Raw genomic sequence first — 17,752 nt, 5'->3', positions numbered from 1 at the left:
GGGCCCCTCCCCCCCCCCTCCCTCCCCCTCCCTCCCACCCCCCTCGGCTGAATTGGCCCCGCCGAGTCGGCCCCCGTGCACTCCTCAGCGGTCGAAGTCCAGCTCCACCTGCTCCGTCAGCGGGTGCGACTGGCAGGCCAGTACATAGCCGGCTTCCGTCTCCTCCGTCTCCAGGGCGAAGTTGCGGTCCATGCGGACCTCGCCGGAGACCAGGAAGGCACGGCACGTCCCGCACACGCCGCCCTTGCAGGCGTAGGGCGCGTCGGGGCGGTTGCGCAGGACCGTCTCCAGCAGCGTCTCGCCGTCGCGCACCGGCCAGGTGCCGCCGCGTCCGTCGAGCCGGGCGGTGACCGTGCTGTGCGCCGGAGCCTGGGCGGCGGCGGCCGGGGCCGAGCCCGCGTCCACATGGAAGATCTCCTGGTGGATCCGGGACCGGTCCACGCCCAGCTCGCGCAGTGCCTGCTCCGCGCCGAGCACCAGCCCGTACGGCCCGCACAGGAACCAGCCCGCGACCTCGCCGACCGGCAGCAGCGCGGGCAGCAGCCCGGTGAGCCGCTCGCGGTCGAGCCGGCCGGACGGCAGACCCGCCTGCTGCTCCTCGCGGGAGAGCACGGTCACCAGCTGAAGCCGCTCCGGATAGCGGTCCTTCAGGTCGGCGACCTCCTCCAGGAACATCGTCGAGGCGGCCGTGCGGTCGCTGCGTATCAGGCAGAACCGGGCCTCCGGCACGCGGGCCAGCAGTGTGGAGACGATGGACAGCACCGGGGTGATGCCGCTGCCGCCGACGACCGCCGCGTACAGCCCCGGCGCCGGTTCCAGGGTGAAGCGGCCGGCCGGGGTCATCACCTCCAGCACGTCGCCGGCGTTGATCTCCTTCAGCGCGTAGGCGGAGAAGGCTCCTCCCTCCACCAGCCGCACGCCCACCCGCAGGGTGTCGGGGCCGGTGCCGGACGGGTCGGGTGCGGGGGAGCAGATCGAGTAGGTGCGCCGTATCTCGGTGCCGTCGACCTGCCGGCGCAGCGCCAGGTGCTGACCGGGTGCGTGCCGGTACTCCTCGCGCAGCTCGGGCGGGACGGTGAAGGTCAGGGCGACGGAGTCGTCGGTGATCCGCTCGACCTCGGCCACCGGGAGCGGGTGGAAGCGCGCCATCACAACTCCTTGAAGTGGTCGAACGGTTCACGGCAGGCGAGGCAGCGGCGCAGTGCCTTGCACGCGGTGGAGGAGAACCTGCTGAGCAGCTCGGTGTCGGCGGAGCCGCAGTGCGGGCAGTGGACGGGCTCGGTGGGCGCGTCCCCGGTGGGCGCGTCCGCGGTCCGGGTCGGGCCGAGGGCCAGCGGCACCGGGGCGGAAGTCCCACGCACACGCGGGGGAGCGATGCCGAACTCCCGTAGTTTGCGCCGCCCTTCGGCGCTGATGTCGTCGGTCGTCCAGGCGGGGCTGAGTACCGTGCGGACCGTGACCTCGCGCATGCCGTGGGCGCGCAGCACCCGTTCGATGTCCACGCTCATCGCCTCGATGGCGGGGCAGCCGGTGTAGGTGGGGGTCAGGTCGACCTCGACGGTGTCGTCGTCATGCAGGTGCACGGCGCGCACCACGCCCAGCTCCTGGAGCGTGAGCACCGGCAGTTCGGGGTCGGGTACCGAGCCGGCCAGCTCCAGCAGCTCGGTCTCCAGGGCGGTGGCGGTCACCATGTCGCCCCCGGGTGGCTGCGGTGCAGATGCTGCATCTCGGCGAGCATCCGCCCGAACGGTTCGGTGTGCAGGCCCTGCCGGCCGGCGCCGGCCGACCAGGCGCCGGTGCGCGGTCCTTCGGGGAGGGGGAGCGTGGCCCGGCCGAGGATGTCCTGGACGGACTCCTGCCAGCGCTTGTCCAGGCGGGTCCAGTCGGCGTCGAGGCCCTCCACCGGCTGGAACATCTCACCGGTGAACTTCCACAGGGCCTCGCAGGCGCGGCGCATCCGCTCGTGGCTGGTCTTGGTGCCGTCGCCGAGGCGCAGCGTCCACTGCTCGGCGTGGTCGCGGTGGTAGGCGACCTCCTTGACCGCCTTCGCGGCCAGGGGTGCGAACGGGCCGTCCGCCGAGGCGAGTTCGGCGTAGAGCAGGTGCTGGTAGGTGGAGAAGTACAGCTGGCGGGCGATGGTGTGGGCGAAGTCGCCGTTGGGCTGCTCGACCAGCTGGAGGTTGCGGAAGGCCCGCTCCTCGCGCAGATAGGCCAGTTCGTCCTCGTCGCCGGCCATGGACAGCAGCACCCGGGCCTGGCCGAGCAGGTCGAGGGCGATGTTGGCGAGGGCGACCTCCTCCTCCAGGACGGGGGCGTGCCCGGCCCACTCCCCCAGCCGGTGGGAGAGCACCAGGGCGTCGTCGCCGAGGGCGAGGGCGGCGGTCACCGGGACGGTGGCGGGGCCGGTGGTGGTCACAGGTGCTTCACCCCTTCCGGGATCTCGTAGAAGGTCGGGTGCCGGTAGGGCTTGTCGGCGGCCGGCTCGAAGAAGGGGTCCTTCTCGTCCGGTGAGGACGCGGTGATCGCGGCGGCCGGGACGACCCAGATGGAGACGCCCTCGCCGCGGCGGGTGTACAGGTCGCGGGCGTTGCGCAGGGCCAGCTCCGCGTCGGGGGCGTGCAGGCTGCCGGCGTGGGTGTGGGAGAGGCCGCGCCGGGAGCGCACGAAGACCTCCCACAGGGGCCAGTCGGTGGTGCTCATGCTCGGTCCGCTCCTGTCGCGTGTGCTGTCTCGTTGCCTGTCTCACCGGTGCCGCCGGTGCGCTTGGCCGCGTAGGCGGCGGCCGCTTCGCGCACCCACGCGCCCTCGTCGTGGGCGCGCCTGCGCTGGGTGATGCGCTGTTCGTTGCACGGGCCGTTGCCCTTGAGGACCTCCCAGAACTCCGTCCAGTCGATCGGGCCGAAGTCGTAGTGCCCGAGTTCCTCGTTCCACCGCAGGTCAGGGTCGGGGAGGGTGAGGCCCAGGGACTCGGCCTGGGGGACGCAGATGTCGACGAAGCGCTGGCGCAGTTCGTCGTTGGAGTGGCGCTTGATCTTCCACTCCATCGACTGAGCGGAGTGCTGGGACTCGTCGTCGGGCGGGCCGAACATCATCAGAGAGGGCCACCACCAGCGGTCGACCGCGTCCTGCGCCATCGCGTGCTGTTCGGGTGTGCCCTTGCTGAGGGCCAGCAGCAGTTCGTAGCCCTGGCGCTGGTGGAAGGACTCCTCCTTGCAGATCCGCACCATCGCGCGGGCGTACGGGCCATAGGAGCAGCGGCACAGCGGGACCTGGTTGGTGATCGCGGCGCCGTCCACGAGCCAGCCGATCGCGCCGACGTCGGCCCAGGTCAGCGTCGGGTAGTTGAAGATCGAGGAGTACTTCTGGCGGCCGCTGTGCAGCTTGTCGAGGAGCTCGTCCCGGCTGGTGCCGAGGGTCTCGGCCGCGCTGTACAGATACAGGCCGTGGCCGGCCTCGTCCTGGACCTTGGCCATGAGGATCGCCTTGCGGCGCAGGGAGGGCGCGCGGGTGATCCAGTTGGCCTCCGGCTGCATGCCGATGATCTCGGAGTGCGCGTGCTGGGCGATCTGCCGGACCAGGGTGGCGCGGTAGGCGTCGGGCATCCAGTCGCGCGGTTCGATGCGTTCGTCGGCGGCCACGGCCGCGTCGAAGGCGTGCTGGAAGGCGGCCGTGTCGGCGGTGTCCGGTGCGCCGTCCGTCTCTGTGCGGGCCGTGCGCTGCGCGGCTGCTGTGGCCATGCGGTCCCCCTGACCTCGGGCTCTGCGATTGGGACTGTCCCGACCGATCGTTCGGTCCGTGCGCATCAATGGTGTGCTGGGGCGCCGTGGGGTGTCAACCGCTGTGGAAAACTCCGGCGGGCAGCCTGTGGACAACGTGCGGGAGGGCAGGTAGGGCGGGGTGCCGGGCCGTACCGCGTGGCGAGGACCACGGCCGTGGCTCGTACCCGGGGCTGCGCCCGGTGGCCGGGGCTGAGTACCGTTCCGTGAGTATCGCCGAGAGTGGCGTGCGTGAAGGGTGAGGCGCTCGTGGCGGCGTCGCATCGCTGAGCCGGACCACTGAACCGAACGACTGAGCCGAAACGGGGGACGGGGCGGAATGGACGCGTACGACGAGGACCCGGGGGCCCGACCCGACCCCGGCGGGTCGGCCCGGGCGCGTCTCCCGGAGGCCTCCCCGACCGATGCGGACTCCTCAGCCGATGTGGATTCCCGGGCCGACGTGGACTCCTCGGCCCAGGTGCGGTCTCCGGCCGATGCGGACTCCTCAGCCGGCATACAGGCCCAGGCCGGCACGGATTCCCAGGCCGGCGTACAGTCCCCGGCCGGCGCGGATCCCCAGGCGGGCGCGGCTTCCGTCCGCGGTGCGGGTTCCGCGGCCCCCCGTGCCGACGCCCCTGTGCCGCCCCCCGCGCCCCGTACCGGTGTGGCCGCCCTCTCCCCCCGCTACCAGGTCGCCGCGGCGCTGGCGCTCGCGGTGGTCGGTGTCGCCGCATGTGTGCATCTGCTGATGGTGTTCCTCAGCCTCGCCCCCGCGAACACGGTGACCAAGCAGCACGGCAAGGCCGTCGAGGAGTGGGTGTTCCCGGAGTTCGAGCAGAACTGGAAGCTGTTCGCGCCCAACCCGCTGCAGCAGAACATCGCCGTCCAGGTGCGCGCCGAAGTGCGGGCGAAGGACGGCGGGCTGCGCACCACCGGCTGGACCGACCTCTCCGCCCAGGACGGCGCCGCCATCGACGGCAACCTGGTGCCGAGCCACACCCAGCAGAACGAGCTGCGCCGCGCCTGGGACTTCTTCACCGCCACGCACAGCACCGACAACCGACCGGTGGGCATGCGCGGCTCCCTCTCCGAGCAGTACCTGCGCCGGGTCGTGGTGATGCGCCTGTACCGGACCTATCCGGCCGGCCGCGACGGCGTCATACAGCGCGTGCAGATCCGGTCCAGCACCACCAATGTGCAGCCGCCCGAGTGGAGCCGTGAGCGCGTGTCCGACAAGCCGATCTACCGCGTGCTGCCCTGGTGGACCGTGACGGCCGACGAGGCAGCGGGTGGTGTGCGGTGAACAGGCTCTCCCTGACCCTCTCGCGGGGTATCGCCAAGGTCACCGAGTCCGCTCTCGGGCCGTACCAGAGCGCCGTGATCCGCATCGGGTTCGCCGGGACCTGGCTGCTGTTCCTGCTGCGCGAGTTCCCGCACCGCCAGGAGCTGTACGGCCCGGCCGGGCCTTGGGGCTGGAACCTCGCCAAGGAGCTGACCGACGACAACCACGCCTTCACGGCCCTGCTGTGGTCCGACGGACAGCTGTGGTTCGAGTGCTTCTACGCTCTGGCGATCCTCGCCAGTGCCGCGTTGCTGCTCGGCTGGCGCACCCGGACGGCGTCCGTGCTGTTCATGGTCGGTGTGCTGTCGCTGCAGAACCGCAGTGTCTTCGTGGGCGACGGCGGCGACAACGTCCTGCACCTGATGTCCTTCTACCTCGTGTTCACGCGCTGCGGACAGGTGTGGTCCCTGGACGCCCGGCGGGCGGCGCGCGCCGAGGCGGCACGCGCGCGTGGCGAGCGGGCCCCCGCCGACCGGATGGGCCCGGCCCTGTGGGCGGTGTCGGGCCTGGCGCTGCTCATGGCGACGTTCACCGGCCGGTTCGACAACGGCTGGCTGATCCCCGCGCTGCTGTGGACGGCCTGGGTGGTGCTCGGCCTGTGGTGGGCCGTCGGCCGCTCGGCGAAGTCGCAGCAGCCGCGGATCCTGCTGGACGTCGTCGCCAACGTCCTGCACAACGGCGGCCTGTTCGTGATCATGGCGGAGGCCTGTCTGATCTACGCGACGGCCGGCTGGTACAAGATCCAGGGCTCGCGCTGGCAGGACGGCACCGCCGTCTACTACCCGCTCCACCTGGACTACTTCTCGCCCTGGCCCCGACTCGCCGACCTGATGTCCTCCAGCGGCACGATCATGATGGCCGCCGCCTACGGAACGGTCATGGTGCAGGTCGCCTTCCCGTTCACCCTGTTCAACCGGCGGGTCAAGAACGTCCTGCTGGTGTTCATGATGCTCGAGCACGCGGTGATCGCGGTCGTGCTCGGCCTGCCGTTCTTCTCGCTGGCGATGATCACCGCGGACGCGGTCTTCCTGCCGACGTCGTTCCTGCGCCGGCTCGGTGCGCTGGTCGCACGCGTGCGTGGGCGGTTCGTGCGGCATGACGACCGTACGGTGCCCGCGCCTCGATCCCCCGAAGCCGGCTCCGAGCAGAGTGCGCAGGGCCGCGTAGGGTTCAGGGCATGACCGACCCGCTGACCCGCTGGCGCGAGCACGCCGACGACGGCGTGCTGCTCGACGGCTTCCACGCCCTCAAGCATGCGCTGCGCTTCGGCGCCGAGGTCCCGGTGGCGGTCACCACCGACCGGCCTGCCGCGCTCGCCCTCGCCGAGGAGCTGGCCGGGGACGTACGGGACGCGCTGGACGCGCTGCTCACCCAGGTGCCCGCGGAGACGTACGCCTCGCTCGTCGCGCGGCCCCACCCGACCGGGGTGGCCGCGCTCGCCGTACGGCCCTCCCGCGAGGCCAACCTGCGCACGCTCGCCCACACGCCCCGCACCGCGCCCGTCGTGGTCCTGGACAACCCCCGCAACCTGGGCAACGCCGGTGCCGTGATCCGGCTGGCCGCCGGTTTCGGGGCGACCGGCGTGGTCACCACGGGCACCCTCGACCCCTGGCATCCCACCGTGGTGCGCGGCGGCGCCGGCCTGCACTTCGCGACCGCCGTGGAGCGCCTGGGCGCCGCCGAGCTGCCCCCGGGGCCGGTGTTCGCGCTGGACCCCGAGGGCGACGACATCCGGGGCGTGAAGCTCCCGGACGACGCCGTCCTCGCCTTCGGCTCCGAGCGCAGCGGCCTTTCGGCCGACCTGCGCGCGCGTGCCGACCATTTGCTGGCCCTGCCGATGCGCCCCCAGGTCTCCAGCTACAACCTCGCCACGAGCGTGGCGATGACGCTGTACCACTGGAGCGCGACCGGGGGCGCGCCTTCGGCTTCCTAGGCCTCGCGGCGTACCTCGACGACCCGGAACCGGTTGGCCACGAACGCCCCGTCGCACAGCGCGGCGTTCGCCGCCGGGTTGCCGCCCGAGCCGTGGAAGTCGGAGAACGCGGCCGTCTGGTTCACGTACACCCCGCCGGTCAGGTTGAGCGACAGCTGGGCCGCCTCCTCCAGGCACACCTCCTCGACGGCCCGCTCCACCTCGCTGTCGGTGGTGTAGGCGCCGACCGTCATCGCGCCCTTCTCACGGACCGTGCGGCGCAGCAGCCCGACCGCGTCGTCCGCCGAGTCGACCGCGACGGCGAAGGAGACGGGGCCGAAGCACTCGCTCATGTAGGCGGCCTCGTCGTCCGGCTTGGCGCCGTCCAGCTTGACGATGACCGGGGTGCGCACGACCGCGCGCGGGAAGTCCGGGTTGCTGATCTCCCGGGAGGCGAGGGCCACTTCGCCGAGGCCGGCGGCGGCTTCCAGACGGGCCTTGACGTCCGGGTTGACGATCGCGCCCAGCAGGGCGTTCGCGCGGGCGTCGTCACCGAGGAGGCCGTCGACCGCGCGGGCGAGGTCGGCGGTGACCTCGTCGAAGGTCTTGGGGCCCTCGTCGGTGCGGATGCCGTCCCGGGGGATGAGCAGGTTCTGCGGGGTGGTGCACATCTGGCCGCTGTACAGGGACAGCGAGAACGCCAGGTTGGACAGCATGCCCTTGTAGTCGCCGGTGGAGTGCACGATCACCGTGTTGACGCCGGCCTTCTCGGTGTAGACCTGCGCCTGGCGGGCGTTGGCCTCCAGCCAGTCGCCGAAGGACGTCGACCCGGTGTAGTCGATGATCCGGACCTCGGGGCGGGTGGCGAGGGTCTTGGCGATGCCCTCCCCGGGGCGCTCGGCGGCCAGCGCGACCAGGTTCGGGTCGAAGCCCGTCTCGGCGAGCACCTGGCGCGCGATCTGCACGGTGAGCGCGAGCGGCAGTACCGCGCGCGGGTGGGGCTTGACCAGGACCGCGTTGCCGCTGGCGAGAGAGGCGAACAGGCCCGGGTAGCCGTTCCACGTCGGGAAGGTGTTGCAGCCGATCAGCAGGGCGAGGCCGCGCGGGACCGGCGTGAACTGCTTGGTGAGGGCCAGCGGGTCGCGCTTGCCCTGGGGCTTGGTCCACTCGGCCGTGTCGGGCGTGCGGACCTGCTCCGCGTACGCGTACGCCACCGCTTCCAGGCCGCGGTCCTGGGCGTGCGGGCCGCCGGCCTGGAACGCCATCATGAAGGCCTGGCCGCTGGTGTGCATGACGGCGTGCGCGAACTCGTGCGTCCGGTCGCTGATCCGCTTGAGGATCTCCAGACACACCAGCGCCCGGATCTCCGCGCCCGCGTCCCGCCAGGCCCGCTGCCCCGCCTTCATCGCGGGGATCAGCACGTCCACGTCCGCGTGCGGGTAACCGACACCCAGCTCGATGCCGTACGGCGAGACCTCGCCGCCCACCCAGTCGTCGGTGCCGGGCTGGCCGAGCTCGAGGCGGGTGTTCAGCAGGGCGTCGAAGGCGGCCTTGCCCGCCGCCGCGTCCAGGCTGCCGTTCTCGCCGTAGGCCTTGGGGTGCTCGGGGTGCGGGGACCAGTACGCACGCGTGCGGATCGCTTCCAGCGCCTGGTCGAGCGTGGGCCGGTGCTTGGCGATCAGCTCGTCGGCGGTCAGTTCGGCGGCCATACGGGACCAACTCCTCGTCGTGAGAACTCTTCGTCGAGTTCATTGACCTGGGCAGAAACATGGGCAGGGACGGCCGGTCAGAGCTAGAGTAACCGAACGATCGGTCGGGACAAGGGGGCCTGCCGCATCTGTGGAAAACGCCGTGCGGGAGGATCGCGCACATGACAGCACTCGACCTCAGCAGCCCTGTGGCCGTCGTCGGCACCGGCACCATGGGCCAGGGCATCGCCCAGGTCGCTCTGGTCGCCGGCCACCCCGTGCGGCTGTACGACGCCGTGGCCGGGCGTGCCCGGGACGCGGCGGCGGCGATCGGCGCCCGCCTCGACCGGCTCGTGGACAAGGGCAGGCTCGGCGCCGCCGACCGGGACGCCGCCCGCGCCCGCCTGCGGCCCGCGGAGAGCCTCACGGAGCTCGCGGACTGCGCCCTGGTCGTCGAGGCGGTCCTCGAGCGGCTGGACGTCAAGCAGCAGCTCTTCGGCGAGCTGGAGGACATCGTCGCCGAGGACTGCCTGCTCGCCACCAACACCTCCTCGCTGTCGGTGACGGCCATCGGCGGTGCCCTGCGCCAGCCCGGCCGCTTCGTGGGCCTGCACTTCTTCAACCCGGCACCGCTCATGCCCCTGGTCGAGGTCGTCTCCGGGTTCGCCACCGACGTCACGTCGGCCACGCGCGCGTACGAGACCGCCCGCGCCTGGGGCAAGACCCCGGTGGCCTGCGCCGACACCCCGGGTTTCATCGTCAACCGGATCGCCCGGCCGTTCTACGCCGAGGCCTTCGCCGTCTACGAGGCCCAGGCCGCCGACCCGGCCACCATCGACGCCGTCCTGCGCGACTCCGGCGGGTTCAGAATGGGCGCCTTCGAGCTGACCGACCTGATCGGGCAGGACGTCAACGAGTCCGTCACCCACTCGGTGTGGCAGTCCTTCTTCCAGGACGTGCGCTTCACCCCGTCCCTCGCCCAGCGCCGGCTGGTGGAGTCCGGCCGTCTAGGCCGCAAGACCGGGCACGGCTGGTACGACCACGCCGAGGGCGCCGAGCGGCCCGAACCGCACACCGCCGACAAGGAGCAGCCGCCCGCCTACGTCGTCGCCGAAGGCGGCCTCGGCCCGGCGGCCGAGCTGCTCACACTGATCCGCGAGGCGGGCATCCAGGTCCGCGAGGACGACGAGGACAACGGCACCCGCCTGGTGCTGCCCGGCGGCGGCCAGCTGGTGCTCGCCGACGGCCAGACCTCCGTGGAGTTCCGCGACGTCGTCTACTTCGACCTCGCCCTCGACTACCGCGCGGCCACCCGCATCGCGCTGTCCGCCTCCCAGGACACCTCGACGCGCACCCTCGCCGAGGCCACCGGCCTCTTCCAGGCCCTCGGCAAGGACGTCAGCGTCATCGGCGACGTCCCCGGCATGATCGTCGCGCGCACGGTCGCCCGGATCATCGACCTCGCGCACGACGCCGTCGCCAAGGGCATCGCCACCCAGGAGGACATCGACACGGCCATGCGCCTCGGGGTGAACTACCCGCTCGGCCCGTTCGAGTGGGACCGCAGGCTCGGCCGCGAGTTCGCCTTCGACGTCCTGGACGAGATGCACGAGCGCGACCCCTCCGGACGCTACGCGCCCTCCCTCGCGCTCTACCGCCACGCCTACGCCATCGACGACAAGCGGGAGGGCACCTCATGACCACGGCCAAGCGCGACACGTACACACCGGAGACGCTGCTCTCCGTGGCCGTCCAGGTGTTCAACGAGCGCGGATACGACGGCACCTCCATGGAGCACCTGTCCAAGGCGGCCGGCATCTCCAAGTCGTCGATCTACCACCACGTCAGCGGCAAGGAGGAGCTGCTGCGCCGGGCCGTCAGCCGCGCCCTGGACGGCCTGTTCGCCATCCTGGACGAGGAGCACGCGCGCGTGGGGCGGCCCGTCGACCAGCTGGAGCACGTCGTACGGCGCATGGTCGAGGTACTCATACGCGAGCTGCCGTACGTGACGCTGCTGCTCCGGGTGCGCGGCAACACCGCCACCGAGCGGTGGGCGCTGGAGCGGCGGCGCGACTTCGACCACCGGGTCGCGGAACTGCTGAAGGCCGCGGCGGCCGACGGGGACGTGCGCGGCGACGTCGAGGTCCGGCTGGCCACCCGGCTAGTCTTCGGAATGATCAACTCTATCGTGGAGTGGTACCGGCCGGACCCGCGGGGCGTCGGCGAACGCGAGGTGGCCGACGCCGTGGTCCGGCTGGTCTTCGCGGGCCTCAAGCAGAGCTGAGGCCAGGCCTCCCGCACGCCTGCGGCACACCGTTCGTCACGCCTCCGGCTCCAGGTCCTCCTCCTCGAACACCAGCAGCGTGCGGGTGCTGAGCACCTCGGGGATCGCCTGGATCCGGGTGAGCACCAGCTCGCGCAGCGCCCGGTTGTCGGGCGTGTGCACCAGCAGCAGCACATCGAAGTCGCCGCCCACGAGCGCGATGTGGGAGGCGCCGGGCAGCAGCCTGAGCTGCTCGCGGACCGTGCGCCAGGTGTTCTGGACGATCTTCAGCGTGATGTACGCCGAGGTGCCGTGCCCCGCGCGCTCGTGGTCCACGCGCGCGCTGAAGCCCCGGATCACCCCGTCCTCGACGAGCCGGTTGATGCGCGCGTAGGCGTTGGCGCGCGAGACGTGGACACGTTCGGCGACGGACCGTATCGAGGCACGGCCGTCCGCCTGGAGGATTTTCAGGATGTCCTGGTCGATGGCGTCCAGTGGGCGCGGCGGCGGCAGCGCGGCTCCGTCCAGCGGGCGCGGTGACGCAAGCGCGGTGCCATCCTGAGGTCCGTCGGCCATTTGTTCAGCTGGCATTGCCCCCCGCTCCCTCGCTGTGGACGTCCTGCGTTCATTGCAGGTTGTGGAGAACCGTTTGTCCACAGCCTGGAGGCGGCTGTAGCCAAAATGTGCCGACGACCGAACAATCGGTTGGTGAGGCGCCTCACAGCCGACGCGCCTCCCGTAGCCGCTCCCACGAGGAGGTGCCGTCATGACGGTCATGGAGCAGCGGGGCGCGTACCGGCCATCGCCGCCGCCCGCCTGGCAGCCCCGCATGGACCCCGCGCCGCTGCTGCCCGATGCCGAGCCCTACCGCGTCCTCGGCACCGAGGCGGTCACCAAGGCCGACCCGGACCTGCTGCGCCGGCTCTACGCCCAGCTGGTGCGCGGCCGCCGCTACAACACGCAGGCCACCGCGCTCACCAAGCAGGGCCGCCTCGCCGTCTACCCCTCCAGCACCGGCCAGGAGGCCTGCGAGGTCGCCGCCGCCCTGGCCCTGGAAGAGCAGGACTGGCTCTTTCCCAGCTACCGCGACACCCTCGCCGTCGTCGCCCGGGGCGTGGACCCGGTCGAGGCCCTCACCCTGCTGCGCGGCGACTGGCACAGCGGCTACGACCCCTACGCCCACCGGGTCGCCCCCCTCAGCACCCCGCTGGCCACCCAGCTGCCGCACGCCGTCGGCCTCGCCCACGCCGCCCGCCTCAAGGGCGACGACGTCGTCGCGCTCGCCATGGTCGGCGACGGCGGCACCAGCGAGGGCGACTTCCACGAGGCGCTGAACTTCGCCGCCGTCTGGCAGGCGCCGGTCGTCTTCCTGGTACAGAACAACGGCTTCGCCATCTCCGTCCCGCTCGCCAAGCAGACCGCCGCGCCGTCCCTGGCCCACAAGGCCGTCGGCTACGGCATGCCGGGCCGGCTGGTCGACGGCAACGACGCGGCCGCCGTGTACGAGGTCCTCAGCGACGCGGTACGGCACGCGCGCGCGGGCGGCGGACCGACCCTCGTGGAGGCGGTGACCTACCGGATCGACGCCCACACCAACGCTGACGACGCCACCCGCTACCGGGGTGACGCCGAGGTCGAGGCCTGGCGCGCCCACGACCCGATCGAGCTGCTGGAGCACGAGCTGACCGAGCGCGGGCTGCTCGACGAGACCGGAATCGAGGCCGCCCGGAAGGACGCCGAGACGATGGCCGCCTCCTTGCGCGAACGCATGAACCGCGACCCCGAACTGGACCCCATGGCCCTCTTCGACCACGTCTACGCCGAGACCACCGCCCAGCTGCGCGAACAGCGCGCCCTGCTCAGGGCCGAGCTGGAAGCCGAGCAGGAGCGCCACGGCGAGCAGGAAGGCGGCGCCCGATGACCACCGTCGCCGTCAAGCCCGCCACCATGGCGCAGGCCCTCACGCGCGCGATGCGCGACGCGATGGCCGCCGACCCGGCCGTGCACGTCATGGGCGAGGACGTCGGCACCCTCGGCGGTGTCTTCCGGGTCACCGACGGCCTCGCCAAGGAGTTCGGCGAGGACCGCTGCACCGACACCCCGCTCGCCGAGGCCGGCATCCTCGGCACCGCCGTCGGCATGGCCATGTACGGCCTGCGCCCGGTGGTGGAGATGCAGTTCGACGCGTTCGCCTACCCGGCGTTCGAGCAGCTGATCAGCCATGTCTCCCGGATGCGCAACCGCACGCGCGGCCGGATGCCCCTGCCCATCACCGTCCGCGTCCCCTACGGCGGCGGCATCGGCGGCGTCGAGCACCACAGCGACTCCTCCGAGGCCTACTACATGGCCACGCCGGGACTGCACGTGGTCACACCCGCGACCGTCGCCGACGCCTACGGCCTGCTGCGCCAGGCGATCGCCTCCGACGACCCGGTCGTCTTCCTGGAGCCCAAGCGGCTGTACTGGTCGAAGGACTCCTGGAATCCCGAGCAGCCCACGGACGTGGAGCCCATCGGCCGCGCGGTGGTGCGCCGGCCGGGCCGCAGCGCCACACTGATCACCTACGGCCCCTCCCTGCCGGTCTGCCTGGAGGCCGCAGAGGCCGCGCAGGCCGAGGGCTGGGACCTGGAAGTGATCGACCTGCGCTCGCTGGTGCCGTTCGACGACGAGACGGTCTGCGCGGCCGTGCGGCGCACCGGACGCGCGGTCGTCGTCCACGAGTCCACCGGGTTCGGCGGGCCGGGCGGCGAGATCGCGGCCCGGATCACCGAGCGCTGCTTCCACCACCTGGAGGCGCCGGTGCTGCGCGTGGCAGGCTTCGACCTCCCCTACCCGCCGCCCATGCTGGAGCGGCACCACCTGCCCGGCGTCGACCGCATCCTGGACGCCGTGGCCCGGCTGCAGTGGGAGGCCGAGGGCTGATGGCACAGGTGCTGGAGTTCAAGCTTCCCGACCTCGGCGAGGGACTCACCGAGGCGGAGATCGTCCGCTGGCTGGTCCAGGTCGGTGACGTCGTCGCCGTCGACCAGCCGGTCGTCGAGGTCGAGACGGCCAAGGCGATGGTCGAGGTGCCCTGCCCGTACGGCGGCGTGGTCACCGCCCGCTTCGGCGAGGAGGGCACCGAACTGCCGGTCGGCGCGCCCCTGCTGACGGTGGCGGTGGGACCGCAGGCCCCGGCGGGGGACGGCGAGGGGTCGGGCAACGTCCTGGTCGGATACGGCACCTCGGAAGCCCCGGCCCGGCGCCGGAGGGTGCGGCCGACGCCGCCGGCGAGGGGTGCCATGCACGGCAGCACCGGCGCGGACAGCACACGGACCACGAGCGCGTCCTCCGGCACGAGCCCGGGCGGGCGGCGCGGCCCGGCCGCGGCCTCCGGGACGGCGCGACCGGACGGGCCGGCCGCCGTCAACGGTACGGCGACCACCGGGACGGCCCACGCGCGCGTGGCCGCCCTCCACGCCGAGGGGCCGGTGCCCGTGATCTCCCCGCTGGTCCGCCGGCTGGCCCGCGAGGGCGGCGTGGACCTGCGGCAGCTGGCGGGCTCGGGCCCGGACGGGCTGATCCTGCGCGCGGACGTCGAGGGCGCCCTGCGGGCCAAGGCGGCCGTTGGCGCCGGTACGGCCGCCGCCTCCGCCACGGCGGCACGCGCCACCGTCCCGTCGGCACCCGTCGCGACCCCGTCGGCCTCCGCCGCCTCGGGCACGCGCGCCGGGGGCACCCGCATCCCCCTCAAGGGCGTGCGCGGTGCCGTCGCCGACAAGCTCTCCCGCAGCCGCCGGGAGATCCCGGACGCCACCTGCTGGGTCGACGCCGACGCGACCGAACTCATGCGTGCGCGTGCGGCGATGAACGCGGCCGGCGCACCGAAGATCTCTCTGCTCGCACTGCTCGCCCGCATCTGCACGGCCGCGCTCGCCCGGTTCCCCGACCTGAACTCGTACGTCGACACCGAGGCCCGCGAGGTCGTCCAGCTCGACCACGTCCACCTCGGGTTCGCCGCGCAGACCGAACGCGGGCTCGTCGTGCCGGTCGTCCGTGACGCCCACGCGCGCGACGCCGAAGCGCTGACCGCAGAGTTCGCCCGGCTCACCGAGGCCGCCCGTACCGGGACGCTCACCCCCGGGGAACTCACCGGCGGGACCTTCACGCTGAACAACTACGGTGTCTTCGGCGTCGACGGCTCCACGCCGATCATCAACCACCCCGAGGCGGCCATGCTCGGTGTCGGCCGGATCGTCCCCAAACCCTGGGTTCACGAAGGCGAGCTGGCGGTGCGTCAGGTCGTGCAGCTCTCGCTCACCTTCGACCACCGGGTGTGCGACGGCGGTACGGCGGGCGGCTTCCTGCGGTACGTGGCGGACTGCGTGGAACAGCTGGCGGTGCTCCTGCGCACGCTGTGACACACGCGGGGCCCCGGAGGAAGGGCCCCCGAGGCCCGGAGGAAGGGAAGCCTGGGGCCTGGAAGAAGGGCCTCGCGGAAGACATGGGCGAAGCCCCTCGGGACATACTCGGGGGGTGACCGACAACGCCCCCGCCGATCCCGGGCCGCCCGTGCCGTACGACGCCGTCGTGCTGGCCGGTGGCGCCGCCCGGCGGCTCGGCGGGGCCGACAAGCCCGGTCTGCGGGTCGGGGGCCGGGCACTGCTGGACCGGGTGCTCACGGCCTGCGCGGGCGCCGGGACCACCGTCGTGGTGGCCGACCGGCGGCCCACCGCCCGACCGGTGCGCTGGGCACGCGAGGAGCCGCCCGGCGGTGGACCGGTCGCCGCACTGGAAGCCGGCCTGCGGCACACCACCGCCGAGCACGCGGTCGTCCTCTCCGCCGACCTGCCCTTCCTGCGGCCGGACACGCTGCAGCGCCTGCTGACCGCCCTCGGCGACACCGGCGCCGACGGCGCACTGCTCACCGACGCCGACGGCCGCGACCAGCCGCTCGTGGCCGCCTACCGCACCGCCGCGCTCCGCCGCGAGCTGACCGCCCTCGCGGCCGGACCCGACGGCCTGACCGGACTGCCCCTGCGCCGGCTGACCGGCGCCCTCAGCCTCACCCGCGTCCCGGACCCGCTCGCGTCCTTCGACTGCGACACCTGGGACGACCTCGTCAATGCCAGGGCGCGCATCAGGGAGCATGGGCACGTGTTGGATGAATGGATCTCCGCAGTCAAGGACGAGCTGGGCATCGACCTGGACGTCGACACCGGCGTCCTGCTCGACCTCGCCCGTGACGCCGCGCACGGCGTGGCCCGGCCCGCCGCCCCGCTGACCACCTTCCTCGTCGGCTACGCCGCGGCCCAGGGCAAGGGCGGCCCCGACGCGGTCGCCGAGGCCGCCCGCAAGGCAGCCGCACTCGCGCTGCGCTGGGAGGAAGAGAACAGCGGGGCCGGGAAAGAGAACAGCGGGGGCCCGAGCGCCCCGGACGCCGGATGACCGCCCCCGGAACCCGGGCCGGAGCGCCCGCCGAGGACAGCGACGACCTCGACGTCGAGGAGGCCCTGGCCCTCGTGAGGGAAGCCAAGGACGACCGCGCGGGCCAGGGCCCCGCTCCGGCAGGTCAAGCGCACGGCGAGCGGCACCGGGCCATCCCGTGGACCCAGGCCCGCGAGATCGCCGCCCGCGCCGCCCGCGCCCGGGTCCGCCGCACCCCCGTATCCGTGCCGCTCGGCGACGCCCTCGGCCTGGTCCTGGCCGCCCCGCTCGACGCGCTCACCGACCTGCCCTCCTTCGACACCTCCGCGATGGACGGCTGGGCGGTCGCCGGGCCCGGACCCTGGGACGTCCGGGACAAGGGCGTGCTCGCCGGGCACGCGCAGCCCGAGCCGCTCACCGACGGCGAAGCGGTCCGTATCGCCACCGGCGCCCGCATCCCGGCCGACACCACCGCCGTCCTGCGTAGCGAGCACGGCCGTACCGACGCGCAGGGGCGGCTCCACGCCACGCGGGAGATCGTGCACGGCCAGGACATCCGCCCACGCGGCCAGGAGTGCCGCAGCGGCGATCAGCTGCTGCCCGTCGGCACCCGGGTGACCCCCGCCGTCCTGGGGCTCGCCGCGGCGGCCGGATACGACACCGTCACCGCCGTACCGAGGCCCCGTGCCGAAGTCCTCGTGCTCGGCGACGAGCTGCTGACCGAGGGGTGGCCGCGCGACGGGCTGATCCGGGACGCGCTCGGCCCCATGCTGCCGCCCTGGCTGCGCGCGCTCGGCGCCGAGGTTGTCGCGGTGCGCCGGATCGGCGACGACGCCAAGGCCCTGCGCCGGGCCGTCACCGGCTCCACGGCGGACCTCGTCGTCACCACGGGCGGCACCGCGGGCGGACCCGTCGACCACGTCCACCCCATCCTGGAACGCATCGGCGCCGAACTCCTTGTCGACGGTGTCAAGGTGCGCCCCGGCCACCCCATGCTGCTGGCCCGCATCAAGGACGATCAGCACCTCGTCGGCCTGCCCGGCAACCCCCTCGCCGCCGTCTCCGGCCTGCTCACGCTCGCCGAACCGCTGCTGCGCACCCTGGCCGCCCACCCGGCCCCCGAGCCGTACACGCTGCCGCTCAGCGAGGCGGTGCAGGGGCATCCGTACGACACCCGACTGATCCCCGTGGTGCTCCGCGGCGACCGCGCCGTACCGCTGCACTACAACGGTCCGGCCATGCTCCGCGGCATCGCCGCCGCCGATGCGCTGGCCGTCGTACCACCCGGCGGAGCCCGGCAGGGTGAGGAGACGCAACTCCTCGACCTGCCGTGGGCGACCGCCGGAATCGAGGTGTGTTTTACCTGAAACGGCGTGTTTCACG

17 protein-coding genes are annotated in these 17,752 nt (G+C 72.9%); 10 read left to right on the top strand and 7 right to left on the bottom strand.

Features of this window, described 5'->3' with window-relative positions; translation table 11 throughout:
* Positions 1-84: 84 nt before the first annotated feature.
* From ACIBJF_RS07775 to paaA, 5 genes are read right to left on the bottom strand one after another with little or no spacing between them, the layout of a single operon-like run.
* Entirely contained in the window at positions 85-1,149 is a 1,065-nt protein-coding gene (locus tag ACIBJF_RS07775) for a 2Fe-2S iron-sulfur cluster-binding protein (protein WP_399172817.1), read from the bottom strand.
* Positions 1,149-1,691, bottom strand: a complete 543-nt coding sequence (gene paaD / locus ACIBJF_RS07770) for a 1,2-phenylacetyl-CoA epoxidase subunit PaaD (RefSeq protein ID WP_399172816.1) — start codon at positions 1,689-1,691, stop codon at positions 1,149-1,151. Before paaD ends, ACIBJF_RS07775 begins: the two co-directional genes overlap by 1 nt.
* Complete coding sequence (gene paaC, locus ACIBJF_RS07765; protein ID WP_399172815.1) at positions 1,685-2,416, bottom strand: 1,2-phenylacetyl-CoA epoxidase subunit PaaC; 732 nt, start codon at positions 2,414-2,416, stop codon at positions 1,685-1,687. The genes paaD and paaC overlap by 7 nt, the downstream gene beginning before the upstream one ends.
* Positions 2,413-2,700 (bottom strand): 1,2-phenylacetyl-CoA epoxidase subunit PaaB, encoded by a 288-nt coding sequence (gene paaB / locus ACIBJF_RS07760; RefSeq protein ID WP_014673816.1) that lies wholly within the window; start codon positions 2,698-2,700, stop codon positions 2,413-2,415. The genes paaC and paaB overlap by 4 nt, the downstream gene beginning before the upstream one ends.
* The gene (gene paaA, locus ACIBJF_RS07755) at positions 2,697-3,737 is read right to left on the bottom strand and encodes a 1,2-phenylacetyl-CoA epoxidase subunit PaaA (RefSeq protein WP_399172814.1); all 1,041 of its coding nucleotides are present in this window, start codon (positions 3,735-3,737) and stop codon (positions 2,697-2,699) included. Before paaA ends, paaB begins: the two co-directional genes overlap by 4 nt.
* Positions 3,738-4,422: 685 nt before the next feature.
* Between paaA and ACIBJF_RS07750 the strand changes: the two genes are divergently transcribed.
* Genes ACIBJF_RS07750 through ACIBJF_RS07740 form a run of 3 tightly spaced genes read left to right on the top strand, consistent with a single transcriptional unit; the run spans position 4,423 to position 7,033 of the window.
* Complete coding sequence (locus ACIBJF_RS07750; protein WP_399172813.1) at positions 4,423-5,061, top strand: DUF5819 family protein; 639 nt, start codon at positions 4,423-4,425, stop codon at positions 5,059-5,061.
* Positions 5,058-6,281 carry an HTTM domain-containing protein gene (locus ACIBJF_RS07745; RefSeq protein ID WP_399172812.1) on the top strand — a complete coding sequence of 408 codons (1,224 nt, stop codon included), beginning with the start codon at positions 5,058-5,060 and terminating at the stop codon, positions 6,279-6,281. The genes ACIBJF_RS07750 and ACIBJF_RS07745 overlap by 4 nt, the downstream gene beginning before the upstream one ends.
* Positions 6,278-7,033 carry a TrmH family RNA methyltransferase gene (locus tag ACIBJF_RS07740; protein ID WP_399172811.1) on the top strand — a complete coding sequence of 252 codons (756 nt, stop codon included), beginning with the start codon at positions 6,278-6,280 and terminating at the stop codon, positions 7,031-7,033. Before ACIBJF_RS07745 ends, ACIBJF_RS07740 begins: the two co-directional genes overlap by 4 nt.
* Here ACIBJF_RS07740 and paaN read toward each other — a convergent pair.
* Entirely contained in the window at positions 7,030-8,721 is a 1,692-nt protein-coding gene (paaN, locus tag ACIBJF_RS07735) for a phenylacetic acid degradation protein PaaN (RefSeq protein ID WP_399172810.1), read from the bottom strand. The two genes, ACIBJF_RS07740 and paaN, sit on opposite strands and share 4 nt — an antisense overlap.
* Positions 8,722-8,882: 161 nt before the next feature.
* On the opposite strand from paaN, the gene ACIBJF_RS07730 reads away from it, so the two are divergent.
* On the top strand, positions 8,883-10,400 hold the full coding sequence (locus ACIBJF_RS07730) for a 3-hydroxyacyl-CoA dehydrogenase (RefSeq protein ID WP_399172809.1): 1,518 nt from the start codon (positions 8,883-8,885) through the stop codon (positions 10,398-10,400).
* Complete coding sequence (locus tag ACIBJF_RS07725) at positions 10,397-10,984, top strand: TetR/AcrR family transcriptional regulator (RefSeq protein WP_399172808.1); 588 nt, start codon at positions 10,397-10,399, stop codon at positions 10,982-10,984. Before ACIBJF_RS07730 ends, ACIBJF_RS07725 begins: the two co-directional genes overlap by 4 nt.
* Before the next feature lie 36 nt (positions 10,985-11,020).
* Here ACIBJF_RS07725 and ACIBJF_RS07720 read toward each other — a convergent pair whose 3' ends face one another.
* The gene (locus ACIBJF_RS07720) at positions 11,021-11,539 is read right to left on the bottom strand and encodes an Lrp/AsnC family transcriptional regulator (protein WP_399172807.1); all 519 of its coding nucleotides are present in this window, start codon (positions 11,537-11,539) and stop codon (positions 11,021-11,023) included.
* A 190-nt stretch (positions 11,540-11,729) separates the two neighbouring features.
* On the opposite strand from ACIBJF_RS07720, the gene pdhA reads away from it, so the two are divergent.
* From pdhA to ACIBJF_RS07695, 5 genes are all read left to right on the top strand, one after another.
* Entirely contained in the window at positions 11,730-12,884 is a 1,155-nt protein-coding gene (pdhA, locus tag ACIBJF_RS07715) for a pyruvate dehydrogenase (acetyl-transferring) E1 component subunit alpha (RefSeq protein ID WP_399172806.1), read from the top strand.
* Complete coding sequence (locus ACIBJF_RS07710; protein WP_356300699.1) at positions 12,881-13,885, top strand: alpha-ketoacid dehydrogenase subunit beta; 1,005 nt, start codon at positions 12,881-12,883, stop codon at positions 13,883-13,885. Before pdhA ends, ACIBJF_RS07710 begins: the two co-directional genes overlap by 4 nt.
* Complete coding sequence (locus tag ACIBJF_RS07705) at positions 13,885-15,363, top strand: dihydrolipoamide acetyltransferase family protein (protein ID WP_399172805.1); 1,479 nt, start codon at positions 13,885-13,887, stop codon at positions 15,361-15,363. The genes ACIBJF_RS07710 and ACIBJF_RS07705 overlap by 1 nt, the downstream gene beginning before the upstream one ends.
* Positions 15,364-15,478: 115 nt before the next feature.
* On the top strand, positions 15,479-16,390 hold the full coding sequence (locus ACIBJF_RS07700) for an NTP transferase domain-containing protein (RefSeq protein WP_399172804.1): 912 nt from the start codon (positions 15,479-15,481) through the stop codon (positions 16,388-16,390).
* Positions 16,387-17,736: a molybdopterin molybdotransferase MoeA gene (locus ACIBJF_RS07695; protein ID WP_399172803.1), complete on the top strand. Its 1,350-nt coding sequence runs from the start codon at positions 16,387-16,389 to the stop codon at positions 17,734-17,736. Before ACIBJF_RS07700 ends, ACIBJF_RS07695 begins: the two co-directional genes overlap by 4 nt.
* Positions 17,737-17,752: the final 16 nt, after the last annotated feature.

Origin of the sequence: Streptomyces sp. NPDC050743, from assembly GCF_044456925.1 — a bacterium.
Classification (GTDB): Bacteria; Actinomycetota; Actinomycetes; order Streptomycetales; family Streptomycetaceae; genus Streptomyces.
The sequence above is the reverse complement of the archived record's forward strand: the minus strand, read 5'-3'. Positions and strand labels throughout refer to the sequence as shown.